Here is a 15,558-nt window from a genome sequence, read left to right as displayed (position 1 = left end):
CGAATCAACGATAAGGAACGATCGGGAGGAGGAGGAGAAGGATGGACTGGAGACGAGCCAAGAGCGTGCTTATCTTTTCTTTTCTCATGCTGAATATCGTGCTTGGCTATCAGTTATGGACGGAATGGCGCGAGCGGCTAAACACGGCGGTAGACTGGACGTCCCTTCCTCCCGAGACGTTACAGGCCATGCGCGATAAGAATATCCAAGTAGACGACAACGCGAAGATCCCGACGGAGACTCCGTCCATGAGAGAATTAACGTATACGATCAAGCACCGCGCGGGAAGCGGGATCTCTGATCGAATCGCGATCAGCCCTGCCCCCGAAACGAGATTCGTCTTCTCCGAAGACGAGCTTGCCGGCGCGCTGGGCAAAGTCATTCCCGAGCTGAACAAATACACGTTGGATCTGTCGGCCAGCCGCGAGGGGGTATTCTTCGTCTTTAACCGGATGGAGGGCGGGTGGCCGATATTCGACATCCATTTGAACTTATTCTATAGCGAGCAGAAAATCAGGGCTTATTCGCAGGATCTGATCGAAATCAAACCTTCGACGGGCGTTAAGGAACAACAAGTTCTATCGGCGACGAAGGCATTGGCGAAAGTCATCGAACGAAACTTGCCGGTAGGTTCGGTCATTAAGGAAGTCCGCTTGGGCTATCATGGGGAAATATTCGCCGACGCGGAGGCGCAGGTTTCGGCGCCCTCCTGGAGGGTATTGTTGGAAAATGGCGAAGAAGTATATTACGTGAATGCGATCAGCGCGGAAGTGACGACAGAGAAAGGCGAATTTCCCGGTAACCCTTAGTCGGGCGGGAATTTGGCTGGGAGAGGAACAGGAAACGAATATGGGACTTCGATTCACGGTATTGTCCAGCGGATCGACCGGCAATGCGACAGTCGTGTCTACGGACTCGGCTAGCGTGCTTGTTGACGTCGGTCTCAGCGGCAAAAAGATAGATGAGTTATTGAGAGAAAGAGAGATTGCGGGACAGGATCTCGACGGGATCTTCGTGACGCACGAGCATTCCGATCACATCAAGGGATTAGGCGCTTTCGCCCGTAGACATCGGTTGCCTATCTACGCCAACGAGAGAACCTGGGGCGCGATGCTCCGCACGATCGGAGAAATTCCGGATGAGCAGCGCAAAATCTTGCCGACCGATAGCGTCATGGAAATCGCCGATCTGCGGATTGAGTCTTACGCCATATCGCATGATGCGATCGAGCCGGTCGGCTATTGTTTTCTAGCGGACGGCGCGAAACTAAGTCTAGCAACCGATCTAGGTTACGTGAGCGACAAGGTGATGCGTCAGCTGCAAAATTCGGACGTCATGGTATTGGAATCCAACCACGACGTCGATATGCTGCGAATGGGGAGATACCCGTGGAATATTAAGCGGCGTATCTTGGGAGATACCGGCCATCTCTCTAACGAAGCGGCCGGGGAAGCGTTGTGCAGGCTGCTGACGGGCAGCTTGCGAAGGGTTTATTTGGCCCATTTAAGCCAAGAACACAACCTTATGGATTTAGCCAAACTAACCGTGAATACAGTATTAGAAGACAACGGATATTTCTACCAGAAGGATGAATTCGCGCTCTGCGAAACGTATCACGATCGGCCGACTTTGTGGGATGTCGTTAAGTAATGGAGAGCAACCCGGCAACTTCTTCTCGGTCATCGATGGACAAGGAAGAGTTACCGGTTACAGCAGGAGCTGCCTGTCGAGCTCCGCTTCCATCTGCGAGGCTTTTTCCCTGATTTCGTCCGGAGTTAGGAGGCCCTTCTCGACTAGAAGCTCGATTAATGTACTGACAGCGAGAAGCTGTCTGTAGTGGTCATGTTTCATATCCGACACCTGCGATGCGAGATCAAGGAATTGCCAGCTAATCTCCGAAGTTTTCATTGGGAATCCTTCCTTTCTTTACATATGGATTATGAGGGGAAATCACTTGCTTGTCCTCTCTCATTCTATTACTATTCTAGTCAAAACCTTTATAAACATTCCTATTCTTTTCGTCGATAGTATAGAAGATCAATAATTAGTTATTATGATTAGTAGTGCAAGTTCAAAAAGTCCGGTTTTCAGCACCGAGAAGGTTGAAAGAAGCTAGGGAATGAGGATCGGAGCGTAGGCAAACCTGCGTGAGAACCGGAAGTCCCGGCTGAATTCAAGATTCGATGTCGAAATGACTCCTTGAAATGACTTCGTGATCAATTGGGCTTTTTGAACAACCTCTAGTAGGAAGACCGGCAGCGGCTTGGGGAACAGCGGATTTCCCCTAATAGAAGGATGGTGCATGACCATGAGCTTGTTCGATGATGATTTTTACTCCACACGGGTTAAGAGGCGTTCTCGCCATGCGACGAGATCCGAATCACGCTCCTATGGAGGGTACCGCCAAGGTTCCATGCTCCGAGTTGCGCTCATTTCTTCTATAGCAAGTTCCCTGTTGGTCGTGTTATTGTTCGTCCTCTTGAACGGAGGGGGGGACGCCAAGTCCGAGGCTAAGCCGGCGCTCGCCGGAGGACAATCGCTCGTAGAAACGTCCGAGAGGATTATTTCTGCATCCGAGAAAGTTCGCCCCGGAGTTGTCAGTATCATCAACATGACGAACGAAGCCTTGGAGATGCAGGGCGAGGAAGAGCTGGACGCCGATGAGCTTCCTTATCATGCGAGCATGGGGTCGGGCGTTATTTTTCAGAAAAAAGACGGAAAAGCCTATATCATTACGAATGCGCATGTGGTCCAGGATGCCGGCAAAGTCCAAGCTGTACTGGTTAACGGAGATAAGAAGGACGCCAAGATCATCGGCAAAGATATTGTTACAGATCTCGCGGTGTTGCAGGTGGATGCGGAAGGGATCGATACCGTCGTTGAAATCGGCAATTCCGACAAGCTTCGGGTCGGAGAAATGGTGATCGCCATCGGCAATCCGCTCGGCTTCGGGGATTCCTTGACCCAAGGAATCGTATCCTCGACGAAGAGGATCATCCCGGTATCGATTAACCAAGACGGCAACTACGATTGGGAACAAGAGGTCATCCAGACGGACGCGGCCATTAATCAAGGAAATAGCGGCGGGGCGTTGGTCGACCTTAACGGCAAGCTCGTCGGCATTAATAGCATGAAGGTAGCCGATACCGGAGTTGAAGGGATTGGTTTCGCCATCCCGATCGATCACGCCATGCCGATCTTGAGCGAGTTACTCGCCAAGGGCAAGGTTTCCAGACCGTATATGGGCGTCTACACGATGGACTTGGGATTGTATCTCGACAGTCCGGTAGCCGACGATTCGGACGGGGAATCGGGCAAAGATTCGGACGAAGGGGATGGAGAGGGCGACGAGTTCAGCGTTGAACCGCCCGTCATTCCGAAAGACGTCTCGGAAGGCGTCATCGTACTGGAATCCGTCGGACCCGCGCTCGATGCAGGGCTGCAATTCAACGACATTATCGTAGCTTTGGATAATAAGCCGATCGAGAGCACAATGGATCTTCGCAAATATTTGTATAACGCCAAAAAAATCGGGGAATCGTTGAAAGTAACGTATTATCGCGACGGAAAGAAAAAGACGATCAATCTCAAGCTAGAGGAAAAAGTAGAAGAGCCGGAAGAACGCTAAAGCAGGTTCTAGATAGCCGAACGGACGAGAAGGGAAAAACATCGATGTATTGTGTATGCCGCGAGCACGTTGAGCTCGCAATCGACAAATTCGTAGACGAATACGAGGATGCGCCGGACTTGGTCAATCTAGAATCGACGACGTTCTCGGCATGGACGGCTCCCGATCACTGCGAATGGTGCGGCAATAAGGCGGAAGTGCTGGTCGTATAGAGGAAGCGGGAAGAGGCGGTATGGGAGAGGGTTCCTGTGCCGCTTCTTTTTTCATTGGATAGGAAATTATACTCGATTAAGAATTGGGGAACGGCTATTAGACCGGTTTAGGGCTTTGCAGCAGACAACAAACGAGCGTTATTTTTCTAACGGCTGCCGTAGCCTCTATTTTATCGATAAGAAGTGTTTTAGAATTTTAACGGAACCAGTAGCCTCTATTTACGCGCAAAAGGCATGATTTCACTGGAAAACACACAAATAAGAGCGGCCATCTCCGTTAGATTTTGAAAAGTACCTTTTTGAGCAGAATAGCGGCTGCTGGTTCCGTTAGGTTGAAACCAACGTAGTGAGCCTAGAACACTAAGCCATTCCTAATACGATTGCCCTGCATCCATTCCGCTATAGGGTTTGTAAGTATGTGCAGTTTATTCAGGTCCAGGCAAAGCTCGACGAAAATCCGAAACTGTTGTCTTAACCGGTCGGAATTGAAACGAATGAAGCTTGTCGTACAAGTCATCGTATCCCGTGCCGCCCAAGAGCGGAGAAAATCTTGCTGGCGGATAACAACAGTTGCCGGGTCGTTATTTTCATTAAACCGTAGGTTCGATTCGAGCTGTCCGACTCGAAGGAAGCGAACAAATCGTCCAATACCTCGAATACCCGTTCATCCCCGTTCCGCAAGTATTGCCCCCGCTGAAACTCCTCCTCGAATGAAAAGCCTATGACATTTTCCGGCAAGGATCTGTCCATGCCGGCTGCACCCACGAGCTTTTCTTTTCCCAGTATGGCGCTTAAACAAGCAAACCTTATCGAGCGTTCTGAAGACAGCGTTACAGCCTCGTTGAGCGATAGAAACGACCCTTGTCAGGGGTCGTTTTTACTTGTTATTTTCTCCTGCGCCGCCGAACGAAATCCCGCCCCCACTTCCACAAGACGCCGATGACGAGCAGGAAAGCGACGGTCAGCCCGGTGAAGGTGACGCCGAAGGCAATCCATTGGAATGCCGAATAGCCGGCTAAGAAAGACCAGTCGAAGCTTCCTTCCAGATCCTCGATAACCTGATTCATGCCGTATATTCCGCTAATGACCGTATAGATGGTCAGGATGGTGAGCAGGTAACTGGATTGCTTGGAGGCATGGGTCTCCTGATATTTGAAGAGATCTTGTAACGTCTGCTTCACGTCTTCGAACAAGTCGTCGTTACCATAGACTTTCTTCAGTTGGTGGAAAATTTCCCGTCCTTCGGTCTGCGAGACGATCTCGACAAAATAATACTTGGCGGAAAAACAAGTAATGTCCCGAATGAGATTTTCCGTATGCTCCTGCTTGCGTTCCAACTGAACCTTGGAATAAGCGATGGACAGCTTCAGCAAGACGATTCGGTGAAACAGGTTAAGCAGAAGTCCGTAGTAATACTCTCCGTACATTTGATTGGCCAATCGGTTCGAAATCTCCGTCTTCTCGCGGGTGAGGCAGACGTAGCTGGTTTCGCCGGTTAAATAATAAGTGTTAGGAGCCCAGCGGTCGTATCCGAACGTCTCGCAATATTTTTCTATGTACGGCTTATGGCTCGCGCTGATCCTCGGATGGCCATCCAAGCCCAATCCGTCCAGCCGTCCCGCGCGATAGCGGTCATGCAGCGAAATATCGCAATCTTCGGCGAATGCGCAAAACCCGATCACGAACATTCTTTCGTCCACGAAAAAGGGCAGCTTCTCGAAGTGCGCTTCTTCCATTTGCGAACGATCCAAGAACGGCAGAACATGAGGAGCCACCGTTTGAAAAACGAAATTTTCGATTTCCTCGTAACGATTGCCGTCCGCTTCGACGAACGTAAGAAGATCCGGCTTATTCGTATCCTGCAGATGACGCATCCGGTCCGCGAATTCCAATGCCCGGCCGTAAGTAAGCTCGGCATCCGCATCGATTTCTACTCGCAAAGTTAGAAAGCCGGTATCAAAAGGACAGAGGAACACATCGACGGAGTGAACGGTGAACGGGAGGGTCATATGGCGAGTATGAAGAGCGGCCTGAATATTCTTGGATTTGGTTAGTCGCCGGAACGCTTCGGGGTCATCCCGGTTCGGAAAGAGAACATGGTTGGTGAAAGGCAGAAAATACCTCTCCATATCGCGATGGGAGACGCGGTTGTCCGGTCCGTAGAACCGATCCTCGATTTCCAGGTTTCCCAATTGAAAATCGACGTATTTTTCCGTAAGCAGGCTTTCTCGCATCCGGTTCTGGCAATCTCTCTTGAGCGCGAATGGGTATAGGAATTGAAATATCGCCTTTCGTAGTAAGGGATCCTCGCTTGGGGCCATTGTCACGTCAACCACCTCCGTCGTTCTATACATGTTACCCAGAGAGTATGCCGGCGCAAACATTGGAAGGAATAGCCTGGGAATGAGGGAATGTAAAAAACTTATATTTTTTTCCGTTTTGCCCGTTGACAGCATTTGGGGGGCGATGGTAAAGTGACAAATATAACTTTGATGAACGGAAAGGAGGGTTACGAACATGAGTAACGGATTTAGTAATATGTCCCATCTGCCTATTGTCGGAATCAATGCTAGTCATGGACGTAACCCTCTCGCGAACAATCACTAAGCAACCGGAGAATAGCGGATTCTCTTGGATGACGTAGTGAGGCGCATGGTTACGGTGACGTAATCGTGCGCCTTTTTTATCGCATTCGGTTGCTGTGGCGATCCTAGGATCGGTTCGGCTCCGAGCGCGACAGGGATGGGGAAACCCCATTCTGGAGGCGTATCGCTTACGGCGGTAGGCCTTTTTTGTTCCTCTACAAGTAAAACGGCTTCGTTATCCATTGGATGGCGATAGACGTTTGTATCGAGCGGCTGGATAGGCAAGAGGGAGAAAGGAAAAGTCCCGTTGCTTTCCAGGCGTTATAGAAGGGTGTGAACACATAGATATGTTTATCGTATTGAAGAAATTAAGTTGGTTTTTTCGCATGCACTGGAAGCGTTACGCGATCGCGATCTTGCTTCTGACGATCGTGGGAATCATGGACGTTATCCCTCCTAAGCTTATCGGAGTCGCGATTGACGGGATTAGGCAGGAAACGCTGACTTCGGGTAAGCTGACCGAGTTGCTCGTTTTCTGGATTGCGCTCACCGTCGTGGGCTACGGAATTACTTATGTGTGGCTATATCAGCTGTTCGGCGGCGCGTTCGTGCTGGAGCGGTTGTTGCGGTCTCGTCTGATGCGGCATCTGCTGAAAATGAACCCTACGTTCTACGAACGCAACCGGACGGGCGATCTGATGGCCAGAGCGACGAACGATCTGGGAGCCGTGTCGGTTACCGCGGGTTTCGGAATTCTTACGCTCATTGACTCGACTCTGTTTATGTTAACGATCCTCGTCGTTATGGCGGGCTTGATCAGTTGGAAGCTGACGCTAGCCGCTATGCTTCCGTTGCCGATCATGGCGCTGCTCATGCAGCACTTCGGCAAGAAAATTCACGATCGGTTCACGAAATCGCAGGACGCCTTCGGCCAACTGAACGATCAGGTGCTCGAATCGGTATCCGGCGTAAGGGTTATCCGGGCATTCGTGCAAGAGGACGCGGACCGGAAACGGTTCAGTGAATCGACGGATAACGTGTTCGACAAAAACCTTCAAGTCGCCAAGATCGATGCTTTATTCGAGCCGACGGTGAAAATTCTAGTAGGCTTGAGTTATTTGATCGGTCTCTGTTACGGAGCGGTGCTCGTATTCAGGGGCGAAATTACCCTTGGGGAGATGGTTTCGTTCAACATGTTCCTTGGGATGCTCATCTGGCCGATGTTCGCGATCGGCGAGTTGATTAACATCATGCAACGCGGTAACGCCTCGTTAGACCGCATCAACGAGACGCTGGGCATGAAAGAGGACGTGAAGGAAAGCGAGGCTCCGGTCGCCCTGGAAGTACCGGAGACGATCGCGTTCGATGGCGTAACTTTCCGATATCCATCTTCGTCGATAGACAATTTAGTCGATATCTCCTTCACGCTTCGCAGAGGTCAGACGCTCGGTATCGTGGGCAGAACGGGAAGCGGAAAGACGACGTTGCTTAAGCAATTATTGCGCGAATATCCTATGGGAGCGGGCAAGTTGACCGTCGGAGGAGTTCCCCTGACGGAGCTTGAACTGAACCGGCTGAGGAGTTGGATCGGCTACGTGCCGCAACAGCCGATTCTGTTCAGCAAGACGATCCGCGAGAATATCTGGTTCGGAACGGCGGACGCCGCGAAGGACGACGAGCAATTGAACCGCGCGCTGGAGCTGGCGTCATTCCGTAAGGACGTCGCGTTCCTGCCGGACGGCTTAGAAACGCTAGTCGGCGAGAAAGGCGTTGCCTTGTCCGGAGGACAGAAGCAACGCGTCAGCATCGCGAGAGCGGTTATCGCGGATCCCGAGATTCTGATGCTCGACGATGCCCTATCGGCCGTCGATGCTAAGACGGAGACGGAGATTCTGGAAGGAATCCGCAACGAACGCGCGGGGAAAACGACGATTATTACGACCCACCGGTTAACGGCGGTACAGCATGCCGATTGGATCGTCGTGCTCGATGAAGGGCGAGTGTCCGAAGAAGGCACTCATGAAGAGCTCCTACGGCTTAACGGATGGTATAAGGAGCAGTACGATCGTCAACAGCTCGCTTCCGTGGTGGAAGGGTAAGTATAGAAGGGCACAGTTATGAGCTAAGAAGAAAAGTAGGTGAGATGAATTCATGGGTAACAACGGCAAGCGATTGTTTCAATATGCTTTGAACTATAAGAAACCGATAATCCTAGCGCTGGTGCTGCTGTTGGTAGCGGTTGGCGTCGAGCTCGTCGGTCCTTTCCTCGCGAAGAGGATGATCGACACGAACATCATGGGAATCGAGAAGCCCTGGTACGAGACGAAGCAAGGCGAGAAATACGCGGTATCGTATCGGGAAGGCTGGTACAAGAGAGAGGATCACTTCCGGGAAGGCGAAGCGAAGGGCAAGGAAGTGCGCGTTCTGCAATCGGGGCGCAGCTATTATTTCGTCGATGCGGCAGGCGTACCGAATACCGGCAAAAGAACATTCGAGAGCGGTAAGCTTACGATCTCGAAGGAAGACGGGAGCAAGCAGCTCTATCCCGCAACCAAGCTGTCCGTAGGGGAGACTTACGAGTTTTACAAGCCCGAATTCCGCAGCATCTTCTTGCTGGCAATCAGTTATGTCGGGTTGTTGTTAATCGGCGCGATGCTTGCGTATTGGCAGAGATTGCTTCTCCAAGTGTCCGCGAATCGGATCGTCCGCAAGATGCGCAACGATGTGTTCAGACACATTCAGCGTCTTCCGGTGCAATACTTCGATAATCTGCCCGCGGGTAAAGTCGTGGCCAGGGTCACGAACGACACCGAAGCGATCCGCGAATTGTACGTATCGGTGCTGGCGAACTTTTTCTCCGGAATTATCTATATCGTGGCCATCATCGGCGCATTATTTTTGCTGGATACGAATCTCGCGCTTATCGCTTTGCCGTTCATTCCGATCTTGTACGTCTGGATCGTCATCTACCGCAAGTTCGCGGCGAAATACAATCACGTCATTCGTTCGCGGCTCAGCGATATTAACGGGATGATCAACGAATCGATTCAAGGGATGCCGATCATTCAGGCGTTCCGCAAGGAAAAGGAAACGATGGCCGAGTTCAACGAGATGAACGACGAGTATTTCAAGTATCAGAACAAGCTGCTTACTTTGAATTCCATTACCTCTCATAACCTCGTTAACGTATTCCGCAACGTGCTGTTCATCGCCGTCGTCTGGATGTTCGCCGGAGATTGGCTGGGAACGGCCGTGACGGTTGGCGTGCTGTACGCCTTCATCGACTACATGAACAGGATGATGCACCCGATCGTGGGGATCGTTAACCAACTGTCGAATCTGGAAGTCGCGCGCGTATCGGCGGAGCGGGTGTTTACATTGCTTGACGAGCCGGGTGTTGAAGTGTCGGACAGCCGGATGGACCGGTACAAGGGGAATGTGGCGTTCAAGGATGTTACATTCGGCTATAAGCCGGGCGAAGACGTGTTGAAGAACATCAACTTCAGCGCGCGCCAAGGGCAAACGGTCGCTCTCGTCGGACACACGGGTTCGGGAAAAAGTTCGATTCTTAATCTGCTATTCCGGTTCTACGACGTGGAGCGGGGAGAGATCTCGATCGACGGCGTCGACGTGAGGACGTTGACGAAGCAGCAGCTTCGCCAGCATATGGGCATCGTGCTGCAAGATCCGTTCTTGTTCACGGGAACGATCGCATCCAACGTTAGCCTGGACGATCCGTCTATTTCCCGGGAAAAGGTGGAGCAAGCGCTACGGGATGTCGGCGCGTACGATATGTTCATGCAGCTGCCGGGCGGATTGGATGAGCCGGTGATCGAGAAGGGAAGCACGTTGTCTGCGGGACAGCGGCAGTTGATCTCGTTCGCGCGGGCGCTCGCCTTCGATCCGGCGATATTGATCCTGGACGAAGCGACGGCGAGTATCGATACCGAGACGGAAGCGATCATACAGGGCGCGCTCAACGTGCTCAAGCGGGGACGGACGACGTTCGTCATCGCGCATAGGCTGTCGACCATCCGCGCGGCTGACCAGATTCTCGTGCTCGACCGCGGCCAGATCATGGAACGCGGCAACCACGACGAGCTGATGCAGCAGGGCGGCAAGTACTTCGCCATGTACCAGCTGCAGCAAGGCGCTGCGGCGGAGATCGTGGCGTAGTTGGGGGAAGAGCTTCGCGCTTGGGCGCGGGCTCTTTCTTTGTTTTGTGTTTTGGGGAAGCTGGGGGGCAGGATGGAGTCACGAGAGTAGCTTTTTCGCACCGCGCGCAGCTCTCAGCGCGCGGCTGTGGCGTTGCATGACGGTGGTCGACCACAGATAGTGCTGGAATCCGGCACTGTAGTGTTGGATATTATTCCCCGTTTTCGTTGGGCTGAACTTGGTCGTTCTTGAGTTAATAAGTACTGAGAGTATCTTAAATCCTCCGCAATGCGGTTGACGAACCAAATAGAGCACTGAGAGTAGAGTACCTTATCTTAACCGGTGACTAGGCAGCACGCCATAGAGACATCCAATAGAGCACTGTAAGTACCTTATCTCTGCCACAGTGTGGGTGACGATCCAAATAGGGCACTGAGAGTACCTAATAACCGCCGCAATGTGGTTGACGAACCCAATGAGCACTGAGAGCGTAACTACTCCGGTCAATATATCTGTTCTGTTTTCATAAAAGTATCGGACGTGAGCGCTGGAGGTGGCTATAGTGCTGAAATCTGGCACTATAGAGTTGGGTGGAGCGCGGAGAGTGGCTATAGTGCTGAAATCTGGCATTATAGAGTTGGGCGGAGCGCTGGGGGCGGCTATAGTGCTGAAATCTGGCACTATAGAGTTGGGCGGAGCGCTGGAGGTGGCTATAGTGCTGAAATCCGGTACTATAGAGTTGGGTGGAGCACTGGAGTGAGCTATAGTGAGCCGGAATCGGCCCGAAAACCGGCTTTCTGAGCGAAAGTGCTGTAATCCGCTGTGAGCGGTCTAAATGGTCGGAAACCGAGGAAAAGTGTGCTGCAAGCCGCTGAGGGCAGTCTAATTGGTCGGAAACCGAGGAAAAGTGTGCTATAAGTCGTTGAGAGCGGTCTAATCCCAGGACTAAAGCGTTGGTGGAGCGCCGAGAGTAGCTATAGTACCGGAAAGCGTGTTAATGCGGCGATTACGGTTTTTGGTGCACCGCGGACCACGTATGTTTGGACAATTTTCCTCATTGGTTGACAAGGTCTAATTTTGTATAATGTAGTCAATAAGAACAAGAGGGTGTGTAAACCCCGGAAAAGGAACTACGCCGACATGACGGATACGACGATTATTCGGTTCGAGAACGTAACGAAGACGTATGACCGGGATACGGTTGTCCTGGATAAGGTAAGCTTCGAGATCGAACGAGGGAAATTCTATACGCTGCTGGGTCCGTCGGGGTGCGGGAAAACTACGATATTGAGGCTGATTGCCGGGTTCATGGAGCCTTCGGAGGGCAGTATTTATTTTAATGGAAAACTGATTAACTCCGTACCGGCGGACAAGCGCCAAGTGAACACCGTTTTCCAAGACTATGCGCTGTTTCCGCACTTGAACGTGTTCGAGAACGTCGCGTTCGGCCTGAGAATCAAGAAGATGAAAAACGCCGCCATTACCGAGAAGGTGAACGAAGCTCTCCGGTTCGTCAATCTGGTCGGGTACGAGGATCGCGAGATTTCCGAGATGTCCGGAGGTCAACGGCAGCGGGTGGCGATCGCGCGGGCGATCGTGAACGAGCCGGAGATTCTGCTGTTGGACGAGCCGTTATCGGCGCTCGACTTGAAGCTCCGAACAGAGATGCAGTACGAGCTGCGGGAACTCCAGCGCAGGCTGGGCATCACGTTTATTTTCGTTACCCACGATCAGGAAGAGGCGCTCGCCATGTCCGACGAAATCTTCGTCCTGAACAAAGGGGAGATCCAGCAAAGCGGAACGCCTACCGATATTTATGACGAGCCGATCAACCGGTTCGTCGCCGACTTCATCGGGGAGTCGAATATCGTGCCCGGCCGGATGATTCGCGATTTCCTGGCCGAATTCGCCGGTAAATCGTTCGAGTGCGTCGACCAAGGCTTCTCTCCTAACGAGCCGGTGGAAATCATGATCCGGCCCGAGGATTTGGAAATCACGACCCCGGAACAGGGGAACATGCTGATCAAGGTAGATAGCCAATTGTTCCGCGGCGTACATTACGAGATTAGCGGTTACGATGAATCGGGCAACGAATGGCTTGTCCACTCGACGAAGAAAGCCATTGTAGGCGATAGCGTCGGTCTTCGATTCGATCCGGAGGCGATTCACGTCATGCGGTTCGGCGAGACGGAAGCGGAATTCGACAAGCGGCTGGAAGCCTACGGCGACCATGAGCATGAGCACGGGCAAGCTCCGTTGCCGGGCGGGGCGGTGGAATCGCGCGATGTCTAAGACGCGTAACCTATACCTAATTCCTTACGTGGCGTGGATGCTGCTCTTCGTGGCGACTCCGATCGTGCTGATCGTCTACAACTCCTTCTTCGACGTGGAAGGGAACTTCACTTTCGACAACTTTCAGAAGTTCCTGACTCCCGTTTACTTAAGAATGACGTTCAACTCCTTCTGGTATGCGTTCCTGATCACGCTCTTCTCGTTGCTGGTCGCCTACCCGACGGCGTATTGGTTGACCCGAACGAAGCACAAGCAGCTGTGGCTGCTGCTCATTATCGTGCCGAGTTGGATTAACCTGCTGCTGAAGACGTATGCCTTCATCGGGTTATTCGGCACCTATGGGTTCGTTAACGCCATATTCGAATGGGCAGGCATCGGAACGCAGCAAATTTTGTTCACCGATTTCAGCTTCGTGTTCGTGTCCGTGTACATTTTTATCCCGTTCATGATTTTGCCGATCTATAACGCGCTTGAGGAATTGAATCCTTCGCTGATCTACGCGGCAAGGGATCTAGGAGCTTCCCCGTGGAAAACGTTCCGCAGGGTCGTGTTCCCTCTCACGCTCGGAGGAGTGAAAGCGGGTTGCCAAGCGGTGTTCATTCCGGCGTTGTCGTTGTTTATGATTACGAGGCTGATCGCGGGCAACCGCGTCGTCACGTTGGGCACGGCGATCGAGCAGCATTTTCTCGTTACGCAGGATTGGGGAATGGGTTCGGCGATCGCCGTACTATTGATTATCGTAATGGCCGTCATCATGATGATGACCGGTAACCGGGGAGCGAGGAATACGATCCGATGAGAACAAACGGCAAGCTCGCCCAGCTATATCTCGTAATCGTGTTTATCATCCTGTACGCGCCGATCCTGTACTTGATGTACTACTCGTTCAATAGCGCGGGAACGATGCACGGCTTCGACGGATTTACGCTCGAATGGTACAAGGAAGTATTCCATGACACTCGACTGCTTATCATCGTTCTGAATACGGTCGTCATCGCGCTGCTGTCGTCGGCGATCTCGACGATCCTTGGCGTCGTTGGCGCGCTGGCTATTCAACGCGTACGAAGAAACCGGCCGAGAAATTCGTTGCTGGCGATGAACAACGTGCTTATCGTAAGTCCCGACGTCATTATCGGGGCGTCGTTTCTTATTTTCTTCACGATGATCGGCATTAAGCTCGGGTTCACCTCGGTGCTTCTGTCGCACATCGCGTTCAGCGTACCTATCGTCGTCCTCATGGTGCTGCCTAAGCTTCAGGAGATGAGCCCGACTTTGATCGATGCGGCCAAGGATCTGGGAGCAAGCGGATGGGGAGTGCTCACGAAAGTCGTGTTGCCGTTCCTTCGCCCGGGCATTTTCGCGGGATTCTTCATGGCGCTCACGTATTCGCTCGACGACTTCGCCGTTACGTTCTTCGTCACGGGAAACGGGTATACGACCTTGTCCGTCGAAATCTACTCGCGGGCGCGCCAAGGCATCTCGCCTTCCATTAACGCGTTATCGACGCTGATCTTCTTGTTCACGATCACCCTTGTCGTCGGTTATTACTTCTTGACCCGACGGGGGAGCAAGAAGCCGGATTGGGGGGTCGTGCAGCCATGAAGCAGCTCGTCCGACTGTTCGGCGCCGTGTTCATTATCGCGATCGGGCTTATGTATTTCACTTCCTACCTGAACTCTTCGCAGGGGTATTCCGGAGCGAATACGCTCACGATATACAATTGGGGCGATTACATCGATCCCGACCTGATCGCCGAGTTCGAGGAGGAAACCGGGCTTAAAGTCATCTACCAGACTTTCGATTCGAATGAAGCGATGATGACGAAGATCGAGCAAGGCGGAACCACGTTCGATATTAGCATTCCGTCCGAATACGCCATCGACAAGATGAAAGCAGAAGGATTGTTGCTTCCGATCGACCATAGCAAGATTCCGAACTTAGGCAACATCGATCCCCGGTTCATGAATCTGAGCTTCGATCCCGAGAACGAATATTCCATTCCTTATTTCTGGGGAACGGTAGGGATCATCTATAATACCGAATTGCTCGAGGGACGGACGTTCTCCAGCTGGAACGATCTGTGGAGCGAGGACCTCCGCAATCAAATTCTGTTGGTGGACGGGGCTCGCGAGGTAATGGGATTCGGGCTCAACAGTTTGAATTATTCGCTTAACGATACCGAAGAAGCGCATCTGCAAGAAGCGAAGCGGAAGCTGGGCACGTTGACCCCGAATATTAAAGCGATCGTCGGGGACGAGATCAAGATGCTGCTCGCTGGCGAAGAAGCGGCGGTCGGCGTCGTCTGGTCCGGGGATGCGTCCGAGATCATGGGAGAGAACGAGAAGCTGGACTACGTGATCCCGGAAGAGGGCTCGAACCTCTGGTTCGATAATATGGTCATTCCCAAGACGGCCAAAAATATCGAAGGAGCGCATAAGTTCATCAACTTCATGCTGGATCCCGAGGTTGCCGCGAGGAATACCGAGTATGTCGGTTACTCGACGCCTAACGCGAAGGCGCTGGAGCTGCTGCCCGAAGAGATCTCGCAGGATGAGCGCTTCTATCCGAATCCCGAGATGACGAGCAAGCTGGAAGTGTACAAGAATCTCGGCAAAAAAATGCTTTCCCATTATAACGAGCTGTTCCTGGAGTTTAAGATGCATCGAAAATAGTTCATAAACGACAA

Annotated in this window: 14 protein-coding genes; 11 read left to right on the top strand and 3 right to left on the bottom strand. The window is 52.1% G+C overall.

What is annotated here, in order from left to right:
- The first annotated feature begins 41 nt into the window (after positions 1-41).
- Together yycI and HH215_RS22775 are read left to right on the top strand one after the other, a co-directional pair.
- Entirely contained in the window at positions 42-809 is a 768-nt protein-coding gene (gene yycI / locus HH215_RS22780) for a two-component system regulatory protein YycI (RefSeq protein ID WP_169281991.1), read from the top strand.
- A 40-nt stretch (positions 810-849) separates the two neighbouring features.
- On the top strand, positions 850-1,650 hold the full coding sequence (locus HH215_RS22775) for an MBL fold metallo-hydrolase (RefSeq protein WP_169281990.1): 801 nt from the start codon (positions 850-852) through the stop codon (positions 1,648-1,650).
- Between the two features lie 57 nt (positions 1,651-1,707).
- Here HH215_RS22775 and HH215_RS22770 read toward each other — a convergent pair whose 3' ends face one another.
- A complete protein-coding gene (locus tag HH215_RS22770) occupies positions 1,708-1,908 on the bottom strand; it encodes a hypothetical protein (RefSeq protein WP_169281989.1) in 201 nt (66 codons plus the stop codon).
- A gap of 394 nt (positions 1,909-2,302) precedes the next feature.
- Between HH215_RS22770 and HH215_RS22765 the strand changes: the two genes are divergently transcribed.
- A complete protein-coding gene (locus HH215_RS22765) occupies positions 2,303-3,628 on the top strand; it encodes a S1C family serine protease (RefSeq protein WP_310735496.1) in 1,326 nt (441 codons plus the stop codon).
- 44 nt (positions 3,629-3,672) lie between these two features.
- A complete protein-coding gene (locus HH215_RS22760) occupies positions 3,673-3,840 on the top strand; it encodes a CxxH/CxxC protein (RefSeq protein WP_169281988.1) in 168 nt (55 codons plus the stop codon).
- Between the two features lie 513 nt (positions 3,841-4,353).
- On the opposite strand, the gene HH215_RS22755 is transcribed toward HH215_RS22760, so the two are convergent.
- Together HH215_RS22755 and HH215_RS22750 are read right to left on the bottom strand one after the other, a co-directional pair.
- Positions 4,354-4,590, bottom strand: coding sequence for a hypothetical protein (locus HH215_RS22755; RefSeq protein WP_169281987.1), 237 nt, complete (start codon positions 4,588-4,590; stop codon positions 4,354-4,356).
- Positions 4,591-4,724: 134 nt separating this feature from the next.
- Positions 4,725-6,161 carry a magnesium transporter CorA family protein gene (locus HH215_RS22750; RefSeq protein WP_169284528.1) on the bottom strand — a complete coding sequence of 479 codons (1,437 nt, stop codon included), beginning with the start codon at positions 6,159-6,161 and terminating at the stop codon, positions 4,725-4,727.
- Between the two features lie 611 nt (positions 6,162-6,772).
- Between HH215_RS22750 and HH215_RS22745 the strand changes: the two genes are divergently transcribed.
- The 7 genes from HH215_RS22745 (at position 6,773) to HH215_RS22715 (ending at position 15,544) form a co-directional block, all read left to right on the top strand.
- Positions 6,773-8,524 (top strand): ABC transporter ATP-binding protein, encoded by a 1,752-nt coding sequence (locus tag HH215_RS22745; protein ID WP_169281986.1) that lies wholly within the window; start codon positions 6,773-6,775, stop codon positions 8,522-8,524.
- Between the two features lie 52 nt (positions 8,525-8,576).
- The gene (locus HH215_RS22740; protein WP_169281985.1) at positions 8,577-10,601 is read left to right on the top strand and encodes an ABC transporter ATP-binding protein; all 2,025 of its coding nucleotides are present in this window, start codon (positions 8,577-8,579) and stop codon (positions 10,599-10,601) included.
- A gap of 541 nt (positions 10,602-11,142) precedes the next feature.
- Complete coding sequence (locus tag HH215_RS22735; protein ID WP_169281984.1) at positions 11,143-11,340, top strand: hypothetical protein; 198 nt, start codon at positions 11,143-11,145, stop codon at positions 11,338-11,340.
- A gap of 380 nt (positions 11,341-11,720) precedes the next feature.
- Positions 11,721-12,872 carry an ABC transporter ATP-binding protein gene (locus tag HH215_RS22730; RefSeq protein WP_169281983.1) on the top strand — a complete coding sequence of 384 codons (1,152 nt, stop codon included), beginning with the start codon at positions 11,721-11,723 and terminating at the stop codon, positions 12,870-12,872.
- Positions 12,865-13,671, top strand: coding sequence for an ABC transporter permease (locus HH215_RS22725; protein WP_169281982.1), 807 nt, complete (start codon positions 12,865-12,867; stop codon positions 13,669-13,671). Before HH215_RS22730 ends, HH215_RS22725 begins: the two co-directional genes overlap by 8 nt.
- Positions 13,668-14,474: an ABC transporter permease gene (locus HH215_RS22720; RefSeq protein ID WP_169281981.1), complete on the top strand. Its 807-nt coding sequence runs from the start codon at positions 13,668-13,670 to the stop codon at positions 14,472-14,474. The genes HH215_RS22725 and HH215_RS22720 overlap by 4 nt, the downstream gene beginning before the upstream one ends.
- Entirely contained in the window at positions 14,471-15,544 is a 1,074-nt protein-coding gene (locus tag HH215_RS22715; protein WP_169281980.1) for an ABC transporter substrate-binding protein, read from the top strand. The genes HH215_RS22720 and HH215_RS22715 overlap by 4 nt, the downstream gene beginning before the upstream one ends.
- The last annotated feature ends 14 nt before the right edge of the window (positions 15,545-15,558 follow it).

The organism is Cohnella herbarum, from assembly GCF_012849095.1.
Lineage (GTDB): Bacteria > Bacillota > Bacilli > Paenibacillales > Paenibacillaceae > Cohnella > Cohnella herbarum.
The sequence above is the reverse complement of the archived record's forward strand: the minus strand, read 5'-3'. Positions and strand labels throughout refer to the sequence as shown.

What these genes read in the sequence shown, in the direction of transcription:
- HH215_RS22770 (WP_169281989.1), bottom strand. Translation starts at nt 1,908, where the DNA reads ATGAAAACTTCGGAGATTAGCTGGCAATTCCTTGATCTCGCATCGCAG.
- HH215_RS22745 (WP_169281986.1), top strand. Translation starts at nt 6,773, where the DNA reads ATGTTTATCGTATTGAAGAAATTAAGTTGGTTTTTTCGCATGCACTGG.
- HH215_RS22740 (WP_169281985.1), top strand. Translation starts at nt 8,577, where the DNA reads ATGGGTAACAACGGCAAGCGATTGTTTCAATATGCTTTGAACTATAAG.
- HH215_RS22725 (WP_169281982.1), top strand. Translation starts at nt 12,865, where the DNA reads ATGTCTAAGACGCGTAACCTATACCTAATTCCTTACGTGGCGTGGATG.
- HH215_RS22750 (WP_169284528.1), bottom strand. Translation starts at nt 6,161, where the DNA reads ATGGCCCCAAGCGAGGATCCCTTACTACGAAAGGCGATATTTCAATTC.
- HH215_RS22760 (WP_169281988.1), top strand. Translation starts at nt 3,673, where the DNA reads ATGTATTGTGTATGCCGCGAGCACGTTGAGCTCGCAATCGACAAATTC.
- HH215_RS22755 (WP_169281987.1), bottom strand. Translation starts at nt 4,590, where the DNA reads ATGGACAGATCCTTGCCGGAAAATGTCATAGGCTTTTCATTCGAGGAG.
- yycI (WP_169281991.1), top strand. Translation starts at nt 42, where the DNA reads ATGGACTGGAGACGAGCCAAGAGCGTGCTTATCTTTTCTTTTCTCATG.
- HH215_RS22730 (WP_169281983.1), top strand. Translation starts at nt 11,721, where the DNA reads ATGACGGATACGACGATTATTCGGTTCGAGAACGTAACGAAGACGTAT.
- HH215_RS22765 (WP_310735496.1), top strand. Translation starts at nt 2,303, where the DNA reads ATGACCATGAGCTTGTTCGATGATGATTTTTACTCCACACGGGTTAAG.
- HH215_RS22715 (WP_169281980.1), top strand. Translation starts at nt 14,471, where the DNA reads ATGAAGCAGCTCGTCCGACTGTTCGGCGCCGTGTTCATTATCGCGATC.
- HH215_RS22775 (WP_169281990.1), top strand. Translation starts at nt 850, where the DNA reads ATGGGACTTCGATTCACGGTATTGTCCAGCGGATCGACCGGCAATGCG.
- HH215_RS22720 (WP_169281981.1), top strand. Translation starts at nt 13,668, where the DNA reads ATGAGAACAAACGGCAAGCTCGCCCAGCTATATCTCGTAATCGTGTTT.